Source organism: Tessaracoccus luoxuelianae (genome assembly GCF_055326245.1).
On the sequence record NZ_JBUZNO010000013.1, the window covers coordinates 14383 to 32039 of the forward strand.

The following is a 17657-nucleotide window of genomic DNA, read 5'->3' on the forward strand; positions in this document are numbered from 1 at the left end:
AGCGAATCACACTAGTGTGATTCGCATGAGTGCTCCTCGTCGCCCCCGGAAGTCCATGGTGAACCCGATCCAGTTTGGTGTGACCATCGAGACCGTCGTGAACGAGCGCCTGTCGGCGCTGGCGGCGGCTTCAGGCGCATCTCGGTCGCTGTTCGTTCAGCGACTCATCGAGAACGTGCCCCTCGACGCCAACGGCGTGCCCGTGTGGTGGCCGGCCGAGGAGTACCCCCACCGCATGGAGGAGACCCTGCCCATGACCGGGTAAACCCCCTGAAATGACAACGAGCCCCGTTGGCGCGGGGCTCGTACAAGTCATCAAGTTGTGAGGCTCGAGCTACCAACTCTTGCCGGAGGACTTTCCCTCGAAACCAAATCGTTAGGCCGGACCCGAGAGGAGGTCTTGTCGTTGAGTATAGACAGTGAAGTCGTTTCTGCCTACCCCCGTGGGGTCGGCGTGTCGCGTGTCGCGGCGTGGGACCTCGCGGTGGCGATCTCTCCCCGCGACTCTCTCCGGGTCCAGCTGCCCGACGCCAGCGGCGGGTTCTCCTCGCAGTACATCGGCCGCGCCTCGATCGACGGGCCAGCGCCAGAGGCCCCATGGGCAGTGCACCTCACCGACACCGCCGGCTTGTTCCATCTGGTCGCCTTCGACCTCGACGGCAAAACCGAGGCCGCCGCCCGGCAGGCCGTCGCGGACAGGGACAGGATCACCGGCTGGCTGGATCAGGTGGGCATCGAGTACCTGGTGTGCGCCTCGGGCGGCATCGGGCAGGGCTGGCACATCTGGGTGGCCCTGTATGACGGGGTGCCGGCTTCGGTGGTGCATGCGGTCACCGATCGGGTGAAGGTCGCCTGCCCGACCCTGGACCGGGCCCCGCTGGGGAACCTGGTCACCGGCTGCGTCCGCCCCCCCGGCGCCCCCCACGCCTCCGGCGGCACCTCCCGGATCGTGGCCGGCGACCCGCAGGCCCTGACCCGCGCCACCACCACCGCAGACGACCTCCACCGGCTTGCGGACCTGGTCGCCGAAGACGTCGCCGCCCTACCAGCGTTGACTCGCCTCGACGACGACATCGTGGCCGGACTCCCCCGCGACTCCCACGGCCACCCCTACCTCCCCGGCGCCCTCCGCCCCCTGCCCGCGGCGGTGTCGGCCGCGGTCGGGCAGTACCCCGTCGACGCCTCCTCCCACCTGTTCACGATCCTGCTGTCCATGGCCCGCTCCCGCCGACGCTTCGACGACGTGATCGGTCTGCTGCACTCCCCCGGCCTGGAACACATCCGCACCCTGCGTGACCCCCACACCGGCCACCGCACCGCCCGACCCACCGCCGGCCCCCACTCCCCGATCGCGACCCTGACCCGGCAGTGGCGCCGCGCTGTGGCGGTCGTGGCCACCACCGGCGACCGGCACGGCTCCGACCACACGTTCCTCGCCCGCGCCGAACAGCTCGCCCTCGACGTGGAGGGCAGGCAGCAGCGCGCCGACGCCTCCCCCACCCGCTGGAGCGGCCCCCACGGCGCCACAGACCGCCGCATCCTCGACGCCCTCCACCTGATCGCACTCGACGCCGTCACCCCCGACGTCGACGCCTCCATCCGCCACCTCGCCCTCCGCACCGGCATCTCCCGAGAAAACACCCGCCTGGCGCTCCACCGCCTCCAAGCAGACGGCTGGATCCAACTCGTCATCCCCGCAGCCGGCACCCACGCCGCCACCTGGACCATCGACCCCAAACGAGATATCCACAGCACCCTGGAGTCTCTTCGGTCACAAGCGGTCCCACCGCGCACCCCACCCCCGGCCACAGGCACCACCCGCGACCGCCTCCGCACCACCCTCACCGCCCGCCAAGAGGTGGCCCGACACGACCTGTTCACCCGACGCGGACTCGGCGTCGAAGTAGGAAACACCTACGCGCGCCGGCACGACACTCCCCCACCCCAAGCCGACGCGCTCCAGGACCTCGCAGACGCCGGCCTCCTCCACCCCCACACCCCCGCCCACCTCGACGCCCTCGCCCAAGCCCGAGGCGTCCACGGAACCCTCGCCAGACGCGAAACCACATACAGCATCGAACAAGCCATGTGGCGCTGGTGGATCGTCGAACTCCAACGCACCAGAGAACGACACCGCCACCAACCCGCCCTCGGCGACAAAGGCCCCTGGAGCCAATGGGGCAAACACCCACGACGACCCGACGGCCGCGCCACCTTCAGACAAGCACGCCTCCAGCTGCTCCTCGCAGCCTGACCACCAACCACACCCATGCACCCCACTCCCCCACCCACCCCTCCGCCGACGAGCCGAACTCGGCCACAGCCTCGAAGGCAAGCGGTGCGAAGCACCGCGCGGCAGCACCAAGAACGCTGGAGCAGCAGTGACGTGGCTCGTCGAACGATCCGTTGAATAGTTCTAATGGTGCTATTAGGGCTAATAGAAGAAATAGGGATAGAACTAATAGGGGTAGATGTACTCACCGCGAGCAGGCTCGCGCGCCGGGGCAGCGTGCTTGAGCGTTCGGTCGGATTGAGAGCGACGCCCAAGTTCGGGCGGTACTAATAGAACTATAAGAACTAATAGTACTTGGATGACACGCCGGCGCGGCGCCGCGTGCGAGGACGCTGATGCCCTTAGGCTACCGTGAAGAACCAATGGAACTATTAGAACCATTAGAACTAGTCGTGAGGGAGAACCCGGTGGGCGTTGGACTCGAACGTGTTGTCGCGGTCGTCAACGGCAAAGGGGGAGTCGGGAAGACGACTGTCACAGCGAACCTTGGCGGGATGCTCGCAGTCAGCGGATACCGAGTGCTGCTGGTCGACATGGACCCCCAGGGCAACCTGGCCGAAGAACTCGGTTACACGAGCAGCGACATCAACGATGACGGGCTGGCGCTGGCACAAGCGCTCACGTTCTCAGGTGTCGCCCACCCAGTCAAAGGGATCCGGGAGAACCTCGATGTCCTCATCGGGGGACCCCACCTCGACATGGCGGCGGCCGGTCTGACTATGAAAGCGCAGAAGGATCCCACCGCGGCGAAGCTTGCTCTTGCGGTGGCCTTAACGCCGTTGGCTGAGGACTACGACCTGATCTTCATTGACTGTCCACCGGGGCAGGAGACCCTGCAACAGGCGGCGCTGGCGGCGGCCCGTTGGGCACTGATACCGGTCAAGACTGATGCGTCATCCCGAAAGGGACTGCGTGACGTGGCCCGCCGTCTCGACGCTGTCGTGGGGCTGAACCCGGATCTCGACCTGCTGGGTGTCGTGCTGTTTGGGGTCAACAGGTCGGCGAAGAGAGTCTCGGAGACGGCGCGTGAGGGAATCAGGAGCGACCTGGGAGACGGTGCGCCGATCTTCAAGACTGCGATCCGGCATGCCGAGGCTGCAGCCCAGGAGAGTCGAGAACGGGGACTCCTCGCGTTCGAGCTGGAAGAGGCTGTTCTCTCTGCCCCGAAGTGGTGGGAGATTCGCCGGGACCACGCGTTGCAGCAGGATGGCCCACGCTCCCGCAGCGCGGTCGGTTTGGCGGAAGATTTCCAGTTGCTTGGTGAGGAAGTGGTGCAGCGAATCACAGAGAGTGAAGCGAGCCAAGTTGTTGCTGTTGCGGGAGAGGGGCTCCGATGACGGGGGAGACGAGGCGCCAACTGACAGGGCTTCCACCCAGGCCGCCACATCAACCACCGGTCAATTCGCGCTTGATCAGGAAGAACCGGCCCGCCGGCGAGGCTGTGACCACGCCCGTGGTCCAGTCGGGCCCAGTCGCAGAGGTTGAAGAGCAACAGGCTCCATCCGTATCCAGCTTCACCGAGCCCGCGACGAGAGTGCCTGAGGCCAACGCCATGGCACGGACCACAGCCAAGCCTGCGAAGAAGCCTGCCAGCAAGGTCAAGGTCGGGTTCTACATCGACGTCAACGATGCCGCCCGTTTGCGCGGTGCGGCGAGGTTCATTCCCAACGAGCTGCGTGCCGAGGGTGTCGACGGGTTCTCCGCCATGGCAGCGAAGCTCCTCATGGACGGACTGGCACAGCTTGAGCGCACCTACAACAACGGCGAGCCTTGGCCGAGCATGCCACCGGGCGAGGAACTGCCACGGGGACGTACGGTCCAGTAACGCTGGCCCATCCGCTTCAGCTACGAGCCATCTCACCCGCGTCGCGCGAATCTCCAGGGGGAGTGCCTTCGACTCCGCTCTGCGCTGCTGGTTAGTACTAAAAGTACTAATCGCGTCCGCTCGTCTATCCCCACACAGCTCAAAGTCGATTACGCCAGCGCTCGCATAGTCCGGGGTTCATATGTGTGAAGGCTCGCAGACAGGGGCCTGTGGACAACGGGAAGAGTGGTCTGCCGTTCCCGATCAAGGTGGTCAGCACCGCAGACGAAGCGAAAAGGGGCGAAGCGATGATTGATGGATCGTACGAGGTGTTCGTGTTGGTCGACGAGGCGTGCAACCTCATGGTTCATGACGAGGGAGTTTCGGGACTGACTGGTCTCGACATCGTCGCCTCCCGGGCGATGGCGGTGGCGCTGGCGGTCGGCGCGGAGCCGGTGCCAGTCAACGTCGAGTCCACGGTGGGGGAGTGCATCGGCAGGGCCGCCCGCCTCTCGGCCGCGTGGGACCCTGCTCAACTCACTGTCGAGGCGCTGCAGCTGGTGTTACTGCTCTCGGATGTCAACTACGAGCTGAGCAAGGCCTGACGTGGCCAGGTTCCAGACCGCCACCCGTGTGGCGGCAGGAGTACTGAACGACGGCGCACTGCCCTTGGGTGTGTGGGCCATGGTGGTGCGCCGATGCGATCAGATCCTTCATGGGTCCGATCCAGCGATGCGTCAAGCGTCTGCTCTTGTCCCACTGTTGGCCACAGGGTCGGTGGGCGAGGGTGCGCGGATGGTGACGGCGATGGGCCTGAGCCAGAGGCTCGACGAACCGTTGACCAAGGCAGAACGGCAGGAGCTGCGCCTGGTGGCTCTGTACGTGACGCGTGCAGCGTCACGGGAGGCCGACCCAGCGAACCGATTGCTGTTGGCTGGCATCGAGCGCAGTCTGCTTGGGTCCCCGCCTCCCCCCGGGAGTCTTGAGGATGCGCTTCGGCGATGGTCACAAGCGGTGGCTGGATCTTCCGCGGCGATGGCACCGGAGGAAGCGCTGGCTGCGGCAAGGGTGCAGCAGTTGCTGCTGGCCTCAGCCGTGGAGCTGATGAATGGTCTGGAGGTCGCCGATGGAGTCGGCCATGAACGGCTGCTGACTGCCATGGTGGATAGTCGGAACGCCTGGATTGATGCCCATGATGCGTGGCTGCGGATGCTGCCGCGTCAGACCGGGGTTGGACGGTTGGATGCCGCCGCTATGGAGCTCCAAAGCGCGGCCAGGGGGTCGAGGGGTGTAGACGTGATTCACGGTCTCCTGGTCACGGGTTTTGGTGGGAATCTGGCGGCCGCGTTGGCGGTGACGCCTGCTGATATGCGGGTGGAGTCTGGCCTGGTGGCTGGTGCTGTGACGTTGGAGCAGCGCAGTGATCTGGCTGCCGTCGTCCAGCCTCGTCGGCTCAGTGAGCCGGAGCCCACGGTGAGAGCGCCGGTGGGGCCGAGCGTGGGCCCGGCGGTGAAGTTCACTGCGGACACGAGTCCGACGCAGCAGGTGAGAGAGCCGAGGAGTGCGTCGCCGGACCCGGAGAGGCCGAGGATCGAGGATCGCGCGGCTCTGGTCGAGCTCGCGGGGCAACGCGACGCTGGGGTGATCGCGGCGGCGGCCAGGTCGGGCGTCGCGGAGGCCCAGGCCTTGGTGGCAGGCGCGACGCCCAGAGAGCTGGATGCCCTGGTGGACCGGGGTCGGTTGGCGCGGGCGGCGATCGTGGCCTCGGGTGTGGCGGCGGCCAAGCATTGGAGCAGGAAGATCCCACCTGATCAGGTCCATGCGCGTGACGAGTACGTGGCGGAGGCGTCGCTGCGGATGGCGGAGATCGTGGACACGTGGGACCCTCATCGCGCGCCGTGGGGGTCGTTCGCGTTCCAGCACGCCGGCTACGCGTTCTGGGACAGCAACCGCCGTCGGGCACAGAGCCGGGAGGTGGTCAGTGACCGGATCGGGGACTTCGCCAGCGGGTTGGACCGCGTCGTGGGTCCAGTCAGTGTTCCACCCGAAGATGTGGTGCTGCTCGGGCAGGAGCGTGAGCGTGTGGCGCAGCTGGTTGAGGGGTTGCCGGGTCGGCTGCGTGAGGTGATGGCGGGTCGTCTGGGACTGGCTGGTGAGCCCAAGACGCTGGCTGTGGTGGGGGAGGAGACGGGATCGTCGGTGTCCACCGCCCACCGTGATGCCCGCGAGGGGACCAGGCTTCTTGCCGCCCGCTACCTCGCCGGGCAGGAGTATCAGCCCTCGCCGACGTCGGCGGCGCCGGGTCCGGTGACGTTGCGGCTCCTGGCGCAGGTGCTGCAGTCAGGGGAGGGCCCGGCGGGGGAGTCGGTGGCGGTGAGACCTGAGCATCGGGGCGGTCGGCCCGCCCAGGGTGCACGGGGGGTGTCGCGGTGATTCAGGCCCTTATCCTGTGGGCATGTCAGTGGCAGAGCGGCTCCGTGAGGCACGGCTGGCCGCGGGCCTTACCCAGGCGCAGCTGGCCCAGCGGGTTGGTGTTGCTGACGGCACCCGGGTCGCGGCGTGGGAGCACGGTCGCTCGACGCCTCATCCGGCGACCTGGGCGGCGGTGTGTTCACTGCTTGGGATCGACGTGGAGGAGGCGGGGACGGTGACCCTGCGTTCTCTTAGACTGCGGCGTGGTTTGACTCCTGACGACGTGGCTGCGGAGCTGGGGGTTGCTGCTGGCACGGTGCGGCGGTGGGAGTCGGGGGCTCACAGGCCGCGGGCGAAGCACGCGGATCGGCTGGCGGAGCTCTACGGAGTCCCCACCCTCCCTTGAAGTGACCAAAAGTCACTAGTGATAGAAATACGTATGGGTTAGGTTTACGCCATGGGACCACTGTGCCCGGGTTGATAGAGAGTGTGACCATGACGATGCCTCCAACAGGAGACGACCAGACCGCGGCGAGGCCGCCGATCGTGGCGGCGCCGGCCGCCCGTGCGCAGCGTCGGCCGCTGTTCGCGGTGTTAGCGGGACTGCTGATCCTGCTCGGCGCGGCCGGGGGTGCGTTGGTGTTCTGGTCGACCGGCTCCACCGTCGAGGCGGTCGCGGCCCGCGTGCCCGTGGCCCGGGGTGAGGTGATGACCGCGGAGATGTTCACCACCGTCGCGATCGCCCCGAACCAGCAACTCGCCTACCTCCAGGCCGACGAGCTGCCCGCCTTGCTGGGGAAACGCGCCGCCCACGATGTCGCAGCAGGATCCCTCGTCGGCCCGACCGCAGGCGTCGAGGCCATGGTCCCGTCGTCGGGTCGCACCGTTGTCGGGTTGTCTCTTCCGCCGGGTGCGGAGCCGGCGGTCCCGTTGCAGGTCGGGGACCGGGTCCGGGTGATCCTCACCGAACCCGCCTACGCCTGCGCGGCGGGGGAGTCCGGCACCATCGACACCCCTGACGGCGCCTCGACGGCGCAGTGCACGGTCAACGTGGTGATTCCTGCGGTGGTGGTGGCTACCGCCCGCGACGAGGCTTCTGGCCAGGTCTCGGTGTCGGTGGACGTCGCGGAGGATGATGCACCGCGGACGGCTGCCGCTGCCGCTTTGGGTCGCGCGGCCCTGGTCCTCGACAGCCGGGACACCTGATGGCTGTCTACGCGTTGACTTCTGCCGCGGGTTCGCCTGGGGTGACCACCACCGCGCTGGGTCTGGCGTTGGAGTGGCCGAACCAGGTGCTGTTGGTCGACGCCGACCCCGTGGGCGGGTCGGCGATCCTGGCCGGCTACTACCGCGGCACCGTGGCTCATCCCGGCACCCTGGTCGAACTCTGGTCCGCCCACCGCCAGGGCGCCCTCGAGGCCGCCGTCCGCGAGTTGCCGCTGCGCCTGTCGGAGACCGCGTCCCTGATCCCAGGGCCCGCCGGCGCCGCCCAGGCCGGCGGACTCAGCGATCTGTGGCCCGCGCTGGCCGCGCAACTGCGGGTGCTGTCTCAGCTCGGCGTCGACGTCCTGATCGATCTGGGCCGCCTCGGCCACACGCACTTCGCCACCCCCCTGGCCCGGGCCGCCGACGAGCTCCTGCTGGTCATGCGTTCTGATCTGCCGTCGGTCGCGGCCGTCTCAGCCGCGGAGATCCCTTCGGATGCCCCGGTCCGCGGGCTGCTGATCGGCCCGAACCGGCCCTACACCGCCCACGCTGTCGCCTCAGTGATCAAACGCGACGTCAGCGTGACCTTGCCGTGGGCGCCGGAGGAGGCCAACGTCCTCAGCCACGGCCAGCCCGAGCCGAAGCGTGGCCTCAAGCTGCGCAAGGCGCTGCGCCAGGCCGGCGAGGAACTCCACACCACATCCATCACCGCCTTGACGGGGGCCTCCGCATGAGCGACGCACTACAGGCCGCGGCCGAGATCGACCCGGCCACCCTGGCCCTGTTCACCCAACCGACACCACCGGCGGGCCGTACCCGCGGCAGCTTCCGCATGCTCACCGAGGAACCACGCCGCCAAGCCCCACAGCACGAGCCCACCACGCCGCCGGAGCTGGTGCGGCCGGCGCTGGCACCCCGGGTCCAGCGCCGCCTGGCGGGGGAGATCGACTGGGACCTGGTCGACACGCTCCGCGAACGCGTCTCGGCGGAACTGTCGGAGCGCGACCCCGACCCCGCGGAGCGCGAGGACGTGGGGCGGGAGATCATCGCCCTGGTCCTGGAGGAGGAGTCCCGCGCCTCCACCGTCCGCGGCCAACTCACCTGGACCCTCGACCACCAGGACCAACTCGCCCAAGCCCTCTTCGACGCCGTGTTCCGCCTCGGCCGGCTCCAGCCCTATCTCGATGACGAGGCGGTGGAGAACGTCATCATCTCCGGCTTCGACAACGTCCTGGTCGAGAACAGCGACGGCGAACTCGTCCCCGCCGCGCCGGTGGCCTCCAGCGATGAGCAGCTCATCGAGTACCTGACCTTCATGGCCGCCCACCAACCCAAACCGCGCGAGTTCTCCGAGGCCGCGACCAAACTCCACCTCGCGCTACCGAACCGCGCCCGCCTGTTCGCCTCAGCGTGGGTGACGTCACGGCCGACGGTGATCATCCGCCGCAACCGCCTCATCGACGCCGGCCTCCACGAACTCGTCGCACTCGGCTCCCTCTCATCCGTCGCCGCGTCGTTTCTGTCGGCGGTGGTGCAGGCCCGCATGTCGCTGGTGGTCTCCGGGGACCAGGGCACGGGCAAGACCACGATGCTGCGCGCGTTGGCCCACGAGCTCCCGGCACATGTGCAGATCGGCACCATCGAAACCGAATACGAGCTGTACCTCAAAGACACCGGGGATCATCAGGTGGTCCACGAGTGGCAGGCCAACCCCGGCTCCGGGGAGATCGGCCTCAACGGCCGCCGCGCCGGCGAGTACACCGTCCGCGAAGCCCTCGAAGACTCCCTCAGGGCCAACCTGTCTTACACGATCGTCGGTGAGGTCCGCGGCTCGGAGATCGTGACCATGTTCAAATGCATGCAGTCCGGGTCCGGCTCCATGTCCACCACCCACGCCCGCACCGCTGAGGGCGCGATCCGGAAGCTTGTCACCTGTGCGACGCAGGAGGGCGCCAACATCACCCGCGAGTACGCGCTCAACGTGATCGCCGAGGACATCGATGTGATCGTCCAACTCCAGGTCGAATCCGTCCAACAGCCCGATGGGACGTGGCGGAAACGGCGCTGGGTGTCCGAGATCATCGCCGTCGAACCGGGCGAGGACGCCAAGGGCTATGCCACCACCACGATCTTCGCCGCCGAGCCGGGCAGCCACCGCGCCACCGCGCAGATCCTGCCCCCCAGGTTCCGGGTCCTGGAGCGGTTCGGGTTCGACCTGGCCGGCTTCAACGCCGAACGGGGGACCCGCCCATGACCGTCCTGGCGGCACTGTCTGGTGCGCTGATCGTCGCCGGCATCCTCGGCCTGATCTACGCGCTGACCCCCCACCCCGTCACCCCCGCGAAGGCGCCGCGGCTCCGGCTGCGCCGCCGGCTGTCGAAGGTCCGGGTCGTCGCTCTCGCCGGGCTGGCCGCCGGCGCCCTGATCGCGGTGGTGACCGGGTGGCTCGTCGCCCTGGTCATCGCACCGGCCGCCTCGGTGATGATCTACAAGATGGTCACCGGTCGGGCGACGAACCGCATCGAGCGGCTCAACGCGTTGGCGGACTTCGCCCGCGCCCTCGGCGGCGTCCTGACCGTCGGCCGCGGCCTGGAGCAGGCGATCCTGCACGCCGCCCGCTCCGCCCCGGCCGCGCTGGCCCCCGAAATCGGCCGCCTCGCGGCACGGGTCCGCGCGAACGTCGCCACCGCCACCGCGCTGCGCCTGTTTGCTGACGAGTTGGATGATGCGACCGGGGACCTGTTCGCCGCCACCCTGATCCTCGCCGCGGAACGCCGCGGCCCCGGTGTCGCGTCCGCGATGCAGGGCCTCGCGGAATCGATCGACGAGGACGTCAAGGCCCGCCGCCAGGTCGAAACCGAGCAGCAGAAGGCCCGCACCGCCGCCCGCATGATCACCATCATCTCCGCGCTCCTCCTCGGGGGGCTGTTCCTGGCCGGCAGCTACGTCGAGCCCTACCGCACCCCGCTGGGTCAGGTCCTGCTGACCGTGTTCATGGCCCTGTACCTGGCCGCGTTGGTGTGGATGGGCCGCATCTCCGCCGCCAAACCCCTGCCCCGCTTCATCGGCACCGCAGTCACCCCTCAGTTCACGAATGCTGACGCTGCCGTGAAGCAGGGGGGTGGTGTGCGATGACCGCGCTGCAGCTGGCCATGCTCGCGGGTGCCACGATCACCGCCGGCCTCATCCTGCTCGTCGCCGGGTTCGTTCCGGCGCCGACTCATCTGAAGGACGCGATCGGTCGCCTCCAACCTCGCATCAGCCTCGACACACCTACCGGGCCGGCTGTGGATGCGGAGGTGCGGCTCGGCCGCTGGGCCGAACGCCACCTTCCCGCGGTCATCTGGGGCGTCGCACCGGAGAAGGACCTTGCCCTGTTGGGACGCACGAAGGCGGCGTTCTACGGCTCCAAGCTGATCTCCGGCATCCTCGGGCTCCTTGTCGTGCCGGTGATCAGCGCCGCGACGATGATGTTCGGGCTCCCGATCCCTGTCGCGGTTCCCGTGCTCGGCTCGATCGGGTTCGCGGCGATCATGTGGTTCCTGCCCAACAGCGAGCTCCGCGACCAAGCCGCCAAGGCCCGCGACGAGTTCTCCTACGCGTTGGTGGCGTTCGTGGAAATGGTGGCCCTGGAGCGGCTCTCCGGCGCCACCGTCCCCGAAGCCCTGCTCCGCGCCGCCGACACCGGCGACTCGTGGGTGTTCCAACGCCTGGCCACCGTGTTGCGCCGCACCCAGTACACCGGGCAGAACCCGTGGGACGCGCTGGCGGACATGGGCCACCACTACGACCTCACGGATCTGGTCGACCTGGCCGACATCATGCGCCTGGCCGGCGCCGACGGCACCCGCGTCTATTCCTCACTGCGAGCCCGCGGCGCCGCCATGCGCAACGCCACCCTCAACCAACAAATCTCGCGTGCGAACGCTGACGGGGAACGCATCGCCGTCCCCGTCGCCCTGCTCGTCCTCGTCCTGGCGATCACCCTGGTCGTCCCCGCAGTCCTCCGCATGATCTAACAACCCGAAAGGAAACCCACCATGCTTGCTCTCTACTGCTACCTCACCGCCGCCCTCCACACCCACACCACGCGTGTCCGGGTCCGCGATGAGCGGGGCCTGTCCCAGGCCACCGAGAACGCGATCCTCCTCGCGGGCGCCGTTGGGATCGCCGTCATGCTCATCTCCGCGCTCACCTCATATGTGCAGGCCAACCTCCCCTCCTGACCAGGACCAGCGGGGCCTCAGCTCCTCCGTCCTGGCCAGCATCCTGTTCCCGCTGGTCCTCAGCGCCCTGTGGCTGACGATGCAGTGGGCCATGCTCACCTGGGCACACGCCACAGCCCAGGCAGCAGCACAAGACGGAGCCAGAGCCGCAGCAGCCCTCAACGCCACCGCAGGAAACGGACAATCGAAAGCCCTCACGGCCGCCGGCAACGGATCCATGGACAACCTCCACATCACCGCCCACCGCGCCGCCCGACTCACCACAGTCACCATCACCGGCACCGCCCTACAAGTCATCCCCGGCTTCCCCGTCACCATCCAGGTCACGGCCACCTCACCCACCCAACGACTCACCCCATCCTGACGGAGACGAAGAGATGATGATCACACGACTCGCACCCGCGGCCCTGGCCGCACTGTTCCTGCTCGGTGCCTGCACCCCAGAGCCGGCGGAGACGCAGTCACCGACGGCCAGCACACCGGCCGCGACACCCTCGATCACGCCGTCACCGAGCCCGTCCCCCACCGCCTCACCGTCGCCCACCAGCACCCTGTCCCCCGAACAAGAAGCCGCCCAAGCGGCAGCGGTGGAGTACTTCCGCGCACTCAACGCGGTCCGGAGCGACCTGGAGGCTGACTTTCAGCAGGTGGCCGACATCACAACAGGGACGCACACTTCGGCAGAGTCGCAGGTCATCGGTGAGTACCGCAGTAAGGGGATCGTCCAAGTCGGCGAGCGCACGTACACCTACAAGGGGGTGGGTCCGGTGGTGGAGGCCGGAGGCGTCAAGTCCGTGGAAGTCCGCGTGTGTAGCGACAGCACCAGCAGCGACATGGTCGACGCTGAGGGCAACTCGGTCCTCGACCCTGCCCGCCTGCGCTTCGTCGACTTCAGGCTCGACGTAGTCCAGGTCGGCAACAGCTGGCGGATCAACGGAGGACAGAGTGAGGCGGTCGAATCATGCTGAGACGAGTCCTACCGGTATTGGTCGTCCTCGGAACCCTCCTCGTCGGGGCATCAGTTCGGCCAGCCTCTGCAGAAGGCTCCGGCGGCGCCTTCTTGAACGAAGACACGATCGTGGTGTCGGTGAATGTGCCCGGCTCGTCGGGGGGTGGTGGCCGCGGGCAGGGGAGTGCTGGCGGTGGCGGTTCGGCTCCGTCGGGCTGCTTCACCGGTAGCGGGTCGGAGTTGCCCTGCATCCAGTGGGGCCTGGCCTGGCGGCCCGACCTGCAGTGCTACGCCCGCGTCAAGCCCTACCAGCCGCCACTGACCGACCCAGTCTGGGAGGGCAACACGACCGGGACGATCATCGAGTGCCGGACCGGCACTGAGGGTGGGTGGAGCAACACGTGGGACTTGTGGGCGGCTGCGGCGCAGTTGGCTGCTCCGCCGGATCCCGCGGAGCTCGCCAGGCGGGCGGTGGAGCGGATGCAGCTCGAAGCGATCCGGATGGGCACCTTCCCCGAACAAGCCGAACGCGCACCCCGCGACCTCGGCTACGTCGGCTGGAATGCTTGGATGTGGGTCGCCAACCCGACCCCGTCGACGTGGGGGCCCATCACCAAGTCCGTGTCGGAGGCCGGCTACACCGTCACCGCCACCGGCCAGGTCGACAAGGTCGTGTGGGACATGGGCGACGGCACCACCATCACCTGCGGCCAAGGCAAGCCCTGGCGCTCCATCTGGGTCCACAACGAACCATCGCCAGATTGTGGCCACATGTACTCCAAGGATGGCGAGTACACGATCACCGCCACCTCCCACTGGGTGGTCAACTGGTCCGGCATCGGACAGAGCGGCACCATCACCACGCAGCTGTCCGACACCGCCACCCTGCGGATCGCCGAAGTCCAGGTCGTCAACGTCGTCACCCCCGAAAGCTGACGACGATGAGGCGTGATGGTGAGCGGGGGATGATGGTGGCCGTCGAGACCGCCATCATCCTGCCCGTCCTGCTCGGAATGGTGGGTCTGCTGGTCGTGCTGGCCACCGGAGCGTTGGCGCAGATGACGGTGGACTCGGCCGCCTCCCAGGCCGCCCGCGCCGCCTCCCTCGAACGCGACACCGGCACCGCCACCGCCTCCGCACGAGCTGTGGCCGCCTCCACCTTGACCGAGTCCGGCACCACCTGCCGCACCTCGAACGTCGCCGTGAACGCCGCAGGCCTCCGCGCACCCCTGGGGACCCCGGCCACTGTGTCGGTGACCGTGACCTGCACCGTCGACCTCCAGGTCGGCCTCCCCGGCTTCCCCTCCACCCGCACCCTCACCGCCACGAAATCCTCGCCGGTCGACACCTACCGGAGCAGACGATGAACCCCCGTCACGCGCTGACCCGCCCCGGTCGGGGTTCTCAGGGGCATGGACGTCGGCGTGGGGAGCGGGGAATGGTGTCGGTGTGGGTGTCGGTCGCGATGGTGGCGTTCATCGTGACCATCGGCATCGGGATCGATTTCGCCGGCCACGCCGGCGCCTCCCAGCACGCGCGCGCCGTCGCCGACGAAGCAGCCCGGGCCGGCGGACAGCACCTGACCCTCGACTCCGGCCGTGCCCGCCCCGATGTGCACACCGCCATCGCGGCCGCCAACACCTACGTCGCCGCCTCCCCCTACACCGGCACCACGGCGATCAGCGGCGGCGACACCATCACCGTCACCGTCACCGGGACCTACGACTGCCAGTTCCTCTCCATCATCGGCATCACCACCCTGCGCGTCACGGAGACCGGAACGGCGACCGTGAAATCCGTCCTCGGAGGAACCGAACAATGACCCGCACCCTCCGCAGCATCGCCGCCATCCTCGCCATCGCCGGGATCGTCGCCGGCGCCCCCTGGCTGCTGATCCAACTCGGACAACTCCCCGGCTTCCTCCCCTCCCTCGACCGCCTCGCGGGGATGCTGCTGGCCCCCGACTCCGGCCGCTTCCTGCTGGTCCTGGTCTGGGCCGCCGCGTGGGTGCTGTGGGCCTGGCTCACCATCCTCATCCTCATTGAGACGGTGGCGTTGCTGCGCGGGGTGAAAGCGCCGCGGCTGCCGGCCGCGTCGATGCCGCAAGGCCTGGCCAGGGCACTGGTCGTCGCGGCCGCCGCCGCCTTCATTGCCACACCCCTCAACGCCGGCGCAACCCAACCAGAGATCCCCCCAGCCGCCGTCCCGGCGGCCGCTGCAATGCCGGGGGCGGTGGCGCTGCCCAGCCAGGACCCCCGCCCCGAACCACCCACCGCACCAGCTCCAGTAGTGGAGTCGGTGGTCGTCGACGAGGGCGACACCCTGTGGGATCTCGCCGAGGAACACCTCGGCGACCCCACCCGGTGGCCCGAGCTCTACGACGCCAACAAAGGCACCCCCCAGCCCACCGGGCACGTCCTGCAGGACCCCGACCAGATCGACGTCGGCTGGACCCTCACCATCCCCGGCCAACCAGCCCGAGCCTCCGAAGCCGAACCGGCACCCCAGACCCAGACGCAGCCGGAGACTCCTCGCCGCGAAGCCGTCACCGCACTGCTCCCCGCCGAAGACACCACCCCCTTCGAGACGACGCCACCCGCCGCCACCCCGTCGACGACACCCTCGGTCACGCCCTCCGCCACGCCGTCTGCCGCGTCTGCCGCACCCCAGGCGGCCTCCTCCGCGACCGCGGTGCCGGTGACCCCGCTCCGCGCAGAAGCCACCGCCGTGGACATCGCCGACAACACCGTCGATGCCCCGATGTATGCGTGGGAGGTCGCTGGGCTCCTCGGTGCCGGCACGTTCCTCGGCGTCGGGATCTCGACCCTGCTCGGCGCGCGACGCAGGGAGCAGTTCCGCACCCGCCGACCGGGGAGGATGATCGCCACGCCAGACCCGGTGGTGGCCCCGATCGAGCAGACCGCGCAGCTGGCCACGAGCCTCTCCGGCCTCCTGGTGGCCCGCCTCGACCAGGTGCTGCGCCGCCTCGACCCCCACACCGCCCTCACCGCAGCCGTCGTCGCCCGCGACGCTTCGATCGTCGTGCACACCCCCGACCAGCTCCCCGCCCCCTGGCAGCAGGACCGGGACGGGTGGCTGCTGCCCAACACCGCCCGCGTGGAGACCGTCGGGGACCTGGTCCCGGACCGGCCGTGCCCCTGGCCGCTGCTAGTTACCATCGGCGCCGACACCGCCGACCGGGTCGTGCTCCTCAACCTCGAACACGCCGGCCTGGTCACGGTGTCCGGGGATCGGGTGATGAGCGCCGACTTCACCCGCTACCTCGCCGCCGAACTCGCCATCAACCCCTGGTCCGACGGGGTTCGGATCGCCTGCGAGGGACCCGCCACCCAGGTCATTGGCATGTCCCCCGAACGCCTCGACGCCCACCTCGACGAGATCCTCACCATCGCCACCACGAACGCCGCACGCGCCGCCCACAACGCGGTGGCAGCGTCTGAGGGCCGCGCCGCACAGGCCGGCGACGAAACCTGGCCCGCGGCCGCCGTCATCACCGGCAAGCCATCAGACGACCTCGAGCAGCTCGCCGCGCTCATCGCGAACCACCCCCACCAAACCGGCACCGCCCTCCTCACCCTCACACCCAGCGGAGGAGATCTGGCGCTAACACCAGCCGGACGAATCCGCGGCTACGGGTTCGAGCTCACCGCCGTCGGCCTCACCGAAGACGAAGCAGCAGGCTGCGCCGACCTCCTCGCCGCCGCCACCCGCGACGACACCCAACCAGCCAGGGCGGACGAGCTTGTCGACGTCACCGGCAACCTACTCCCCGAGCATCGCGCCGACCGCGACAACGGCACCGACACGGTCGAGTCGGTGCTCCCCGAACCCGACCACTCCTACATCGAGACCGCCGCTGTCACCGCCGACGACCTCATCACCCTCACCCCCCGGGTGCCGGAACCGGTCGCCGAGACGCTGCAGGACCGGGATCCGGACCTCGACGCGCAGGTGCGGGCCTGGTTCTCCCCGCGCTGCCCCTACCCCCGCCTGTCCCTCCTCGGCCCCGTCACAGCCCGCTGCCACGGCAAGCCGCTGACCAAGCAGAAGGCCTACTTCACCGAAGCCCTGGCCTACCTCGCCCTCCACCCGCACGGCGTGACCGGCGACCAGGTCGCCGCAGCCCTCGGCATCACCATCGAACGAGCCCGCACCGTCATCTCCACCCTGCGCCTATGGCTCGGCACCAACCCCGCCACCGGAACCCCCCACCTCCCCGACGCGAAAAGCTCCCCCCAAGCCAGAGCCAGGGGAGTGGGCCTCTACCTCGTCGACGACCTCCTCGTCGACGCCGACCTGTTCCGCCGCCTCCGAGCACGCGGCCTCGCCCGCGGCCGAGACGGCATCGCAGACCTCGAAACCGCGCTCCAGCTCGTAACCGGCCGACCGTTCGACCAGCTCCGCCCCGCCGGCTGGACCTGGCTCATCGACGGAGACCGCGTCGACCACCACATGATCTGCGCAGTCACCGACGTCGCCCACATCCTCGTCACCGGTCACCTCCAGGCTGGTGACCTCGACGCCGCGAAACACGCCGCCACCATCGCCCTCACAGCCGACCCCGACTCCGAAACCGCACGCCTCGACCTGGCCGGGATCATGATCCACGACGGTCACACCACCTCCGCCCGCCAGATCGTCGCTGACGCCCTCGGCGACGACGCCGACCTCGACCTCACACCCAGAGCCACCGACATCCTCAACGGCAAGAACTGGCTCAAGACCGGATAGCTGATGTCGACGATC

19 protein-coding genes are annotated in these 17657 nt (G+C 68.8%); all 19 read left to right on the forward strand.

Going from position 1 to position 17657, the window contains the following annotated elements; all coding sequences use genetic code 11:
- Positions 1-25 precede the first annotated feature (25 nt).
- Positions 26-265, forward strand: a complete 240-nt coding sequence (locus ACZK39_RS15420; protein ID WP_459056756.1) for a hypothetical protein — start codon at positions 26-28, stop codon at positions 263-265.
- A gap of 189 nt (positions 266-454) precedes the next feature.
- Complete coding sequence (locus ACZK39_RS15425; protein WP_463613832.1) at positions 455-2254, forward strand: hypothetical protein; 1800 nt, start codon at positions 455-457, stop codon at positions 2252-2254.
- Positions 2255-2685: 431 nt separating this feature from the next.
- Positions 2686-3630, forward strand: coding sequence for a ParA family protein (locus ACZK39_RS15430; RefSeq protein WP_463613833.1), 945 nt, complete (start codon positions 2686-2688; stop codon positions 3628-3630).
- Positions 3631-3845: 215 nt separating this feature from the next.
- Positions 3846-4118: a hypothetical protein gene (locus tag ACZK39_RS15435; protein WP_459056618.1), complete on the forward strand. Its 273-nt coding sequence runs from the start codon at positions 3846-3848 to the stop codon at positions 4116-4118.
- 287 nt (positions 4119-4405) lie between these two features.
- Complete coding sequence (locus ACZK39_RS15440) at positions 4406-4702, forward strand: hypothetical protein (protein WP_463613834.1); 297 nt, start codon at positions 4406-4408, stop codon at positions 4700-4702.
- A 784-nt stretch (positions 4703-5486) separates the two neighbouring features.
- Positions 5487-6530: a sigma-70 RNA polymerase sigma factor region 4 domain-containing protein gene (locus ACZK39_RS15445; protein ID WP_463613835.1), complete on the forward strand. Its 1044-nt coding sequence runs from the start codon at positions 5487-5489 to the stop codon at positions 6528-6530.
- 22 nt (positions 6531-6552) lie between these two features.
- Positions 6553-6915: a helix-turn-helix domain-containing protein gene (locus tag ACZK39_RS15450; protein ID WP_463613836.1), complete on the forward strand. Its 363-nt coding sequence runs from the start codon at positions 6553-6555 to the stop codon at positions 6913-6915.
- An 89-nt stretch (positions 6916-7004) separates the two neighbouring features.
- Complete coding sequence (locus ACZK39_RS15455) at positions 7005-7715, forward strand: SAF domain-containing protein (RefSeq protein WP_463613837.1); 711 nt, start codon at positions 7005-7007, stop codon at positions 7713-7715.
- Entirely contained in the window at positions 7715-8449 is a 735-nt protein-coding gene (locus tag ACZK39_RS15460; RefSeq protein WP_463613838.1) for a CpaE/TadZ family protein, read from the forward strand. The genes ACZK39_RS15455 and ACZK39_RS15460 overlap by 1 nt, the downstream gene beginning before the upstream one ends.
- A complete protein-coding gene (locus ACZK39_RS15465) occupies positions 8446-9969 on the forward strand; it encodes a TadA family conjugal transfer-associated ATPase (protein ID WP_463613839.1) in 1524 nt (507 codons plus the stop codon). The genes ACZK39_RS15460 and ACZK39_RS15465 overlap by 4 nt, the downstream gene beginning before the upstream one ends.
- Positions 9966-10850 (forward strand): type II secretion system F family protein, encoded by an 885-nt coding sequence (locus tag ACZK39_RS15470; RefSeq protein ID WP_463613840.1) that lies wholly within the window; start codon positions 9966-9968, stop codon positions 10848-10850. The genes ACZK39_RS15465 and ACZK39_RS15470 overlap by 4 nt, the downstream gene beginning before the upstream one ends.
- On the forward strand, positions 10847-11734 hold the full coding sequence (locus ACZK39_RS15475) for a type II secretion system F family protein (RefSeq protein ID WP_463613841.1): 888 nt from the start codon (positions 10847-10849) through the stop codon (positions 11732-11734). Before ACZK39_RS15470 ends, ACZK39_RS15475 begins: the two co-directional genes overlap by 4 nt.
- Positions 11735-11755: 21 nt before the next feature.
- A complete protein-coding gene (locus ACZK39_RS15480) occupies positions 11756-11941 on the forward strand; it encodes a hypothetical protein (protein ID WP_463613842.1) in 186 nt (61 codons plus the stop codon).
- Positions 11916-12305, forward strand: coding sequence for a TadE/TadG family type IV pilus assembly protein (locus ACZK39_RS15485; protein WP_463613843.1), 390 nt, complete (start codon positions 11916-11918; stop codon positions 12303-12305). The genes ACZK39_RS15480 and ACZK39_RS15485 overlap by 26 nt, the downstream gene beginning before the upstream one ends.
- 13 nt (positions 12306-12318) lie before the next feature.
- Positions 12319-12909 (forward strand): hypothetical protein, encoded by a 591-nt coding sequence (locus tag ACZK39_RS15490; protein WP_463613844.1) that lies wholly within the window; start codon positions 12319-12321, stop codon positions 12907-12909.
- Between the two features lie 92 nt (positions 12910-13001).
- Entirely contained in the window at positions 13002-13826 is an 825-nt protein-coding gene (locus ACZK39_RS15495) for a hypothetical protein (protein ID WP_463613845.1), read from the forward strand.
- 5 nt (positions 13827-13831) lie between these two features.
- On the forward strand, positions 13832-14257 hold the full coding sequence (locus tag ACZK39_RS15500) for a TadE/TadG family type IV pilus assembly protein (protein WP_182784607.1): 426 nt from the start codon (positions 13832-13834) through the stop codon (positions 14255-14257).
- 71 nt (positions 14258-14328) lie between these two features.
- Positions 14329-14712 (forward strand): pilus assembly protein TadG-related protein, encoded by a 384-nt coding sequence (locus ACZK39_RS15505; RefSeq protein ID WP_463613846.1) that lies wholly within the window; start codon positions 14329-14331, stop codon positions 14710-14712.
- Entirely contained in the window at positions 14709-17642 is a 2934-nt protein-coding gene (locus tag ACZK39_RS15510; protein ID WP_463613847.1) for a tetratricopeptide repeat protein, read from the forward strand. Before ACZK39_RS15505 ends, ACZK39_RS15510 begins: the two co-directional genes overlap by 4 nt.
- The last annotated feature ends 15 nt before the right edge of the window (positions 17643-17657 follow it).

Coding starts and splice junctions, on each gene's coding strand:
- ACZK39_RS15505 (WP_463613846.1), top strand. CDS start 14,329: ATGGTGTCGGTGTGGGTGTCGGTCGCGATGGTGGCGTTCATCGTGACC.
- ACZK39_RS15450 (WP_463613836.1), top strand. CDS start 6,553: ATGTCAGTGGCAGAGCGGCTCCGTGAGGCACGGCTGGCCGCGGGCCTT.
- ACZK39_RS15465 (WP_463613839.1), top strand. CDS start 8,446: ATGAGCGACGCACTACAGGCCGCGGCCGAGATCGACCCGGCCACCCTG.
- ACZK39_RS15440 (WP_463613834.1), top strand. CDS start 4,406: ATGATTGATGGATCGTACGAGGTGTTCGTGTTGGTCGACGAGGCGTGC.
- ACZK39_RS15480 (WP_463613842.1), top strand. CDS start 11,756: ATGCTTGCTCTCTACTGCTACCTCACCGCCGCCCTCCACACCCACACC.
- ACZK39_RS15470 (WP_463613840.1), top strand. CDS start 9,966: ATGACCGTCCTGGCGGCACTGTCTGGTGCGCTGATCGTCGCCGGCATC.
- ACZK39_RS15475 (WP_463613841.1), top strand. CDS start 10,847: ATGACCGCGCTGCAGCTGGCCATGCTCGCGGGTGCCACGATCACCGCC.
- ACZK39_RS15485 (WP_463613843.1), top strand. CDS start 11,916: ATGTGCAGGCCAACCTCCCCTCCTGACCAGGACCAGCGGGGCCTCAGC.
- ACZK39_RS15455 (WP_463613837.1), top strand. CDS start 7,005: ATGACGATGCCTCCAACAGGAGACGACCAGACCGCGGCGAGGCCGCCG.
- ACZK39_RS15460 (WP_463613838.1), top strand. CDS start 7,715: ATGGCTGTCTACGCGTTGACTTCTGCCGCGGGTTCGCCTGGGGTGACC.
- ACZK39_RS15500 (WP_182784607.1), top strand. CDS start 13,832: ATGAGGCGTGATGGTGAGCGGGGGATGATGGTGGCCGTCGAGACCGCC.
- ACZK39_RS15420 (WP_459056756.1), top strand. CDS start 26: ATGAGTGCTCCTCGTCGCCCCCGGAAGTCCATGGTGAACCCGATCCAG.
- ACZK39_RS15435 (WP_459056618.1), top strand. CDS start 3,846: ATGGCACGGACCACAGCCAAGCCTGCGAAGAAGCCTGCCAGCAAGGTC.
- ACZK39_RS15490 (WP_463613844.1), top strand. CDS start 12,319: ATGATGATCACACGACTCGCACCCGCGGCCCTGGCCGCACTGTTCCTG.
- ACZK39_RS15510 (WP_463613847.1), top strand. CDS start 14,709: ATGACCCGCACCCTCCGCAGCATCGCCGCCATCCTCGCCATCGCCGGG.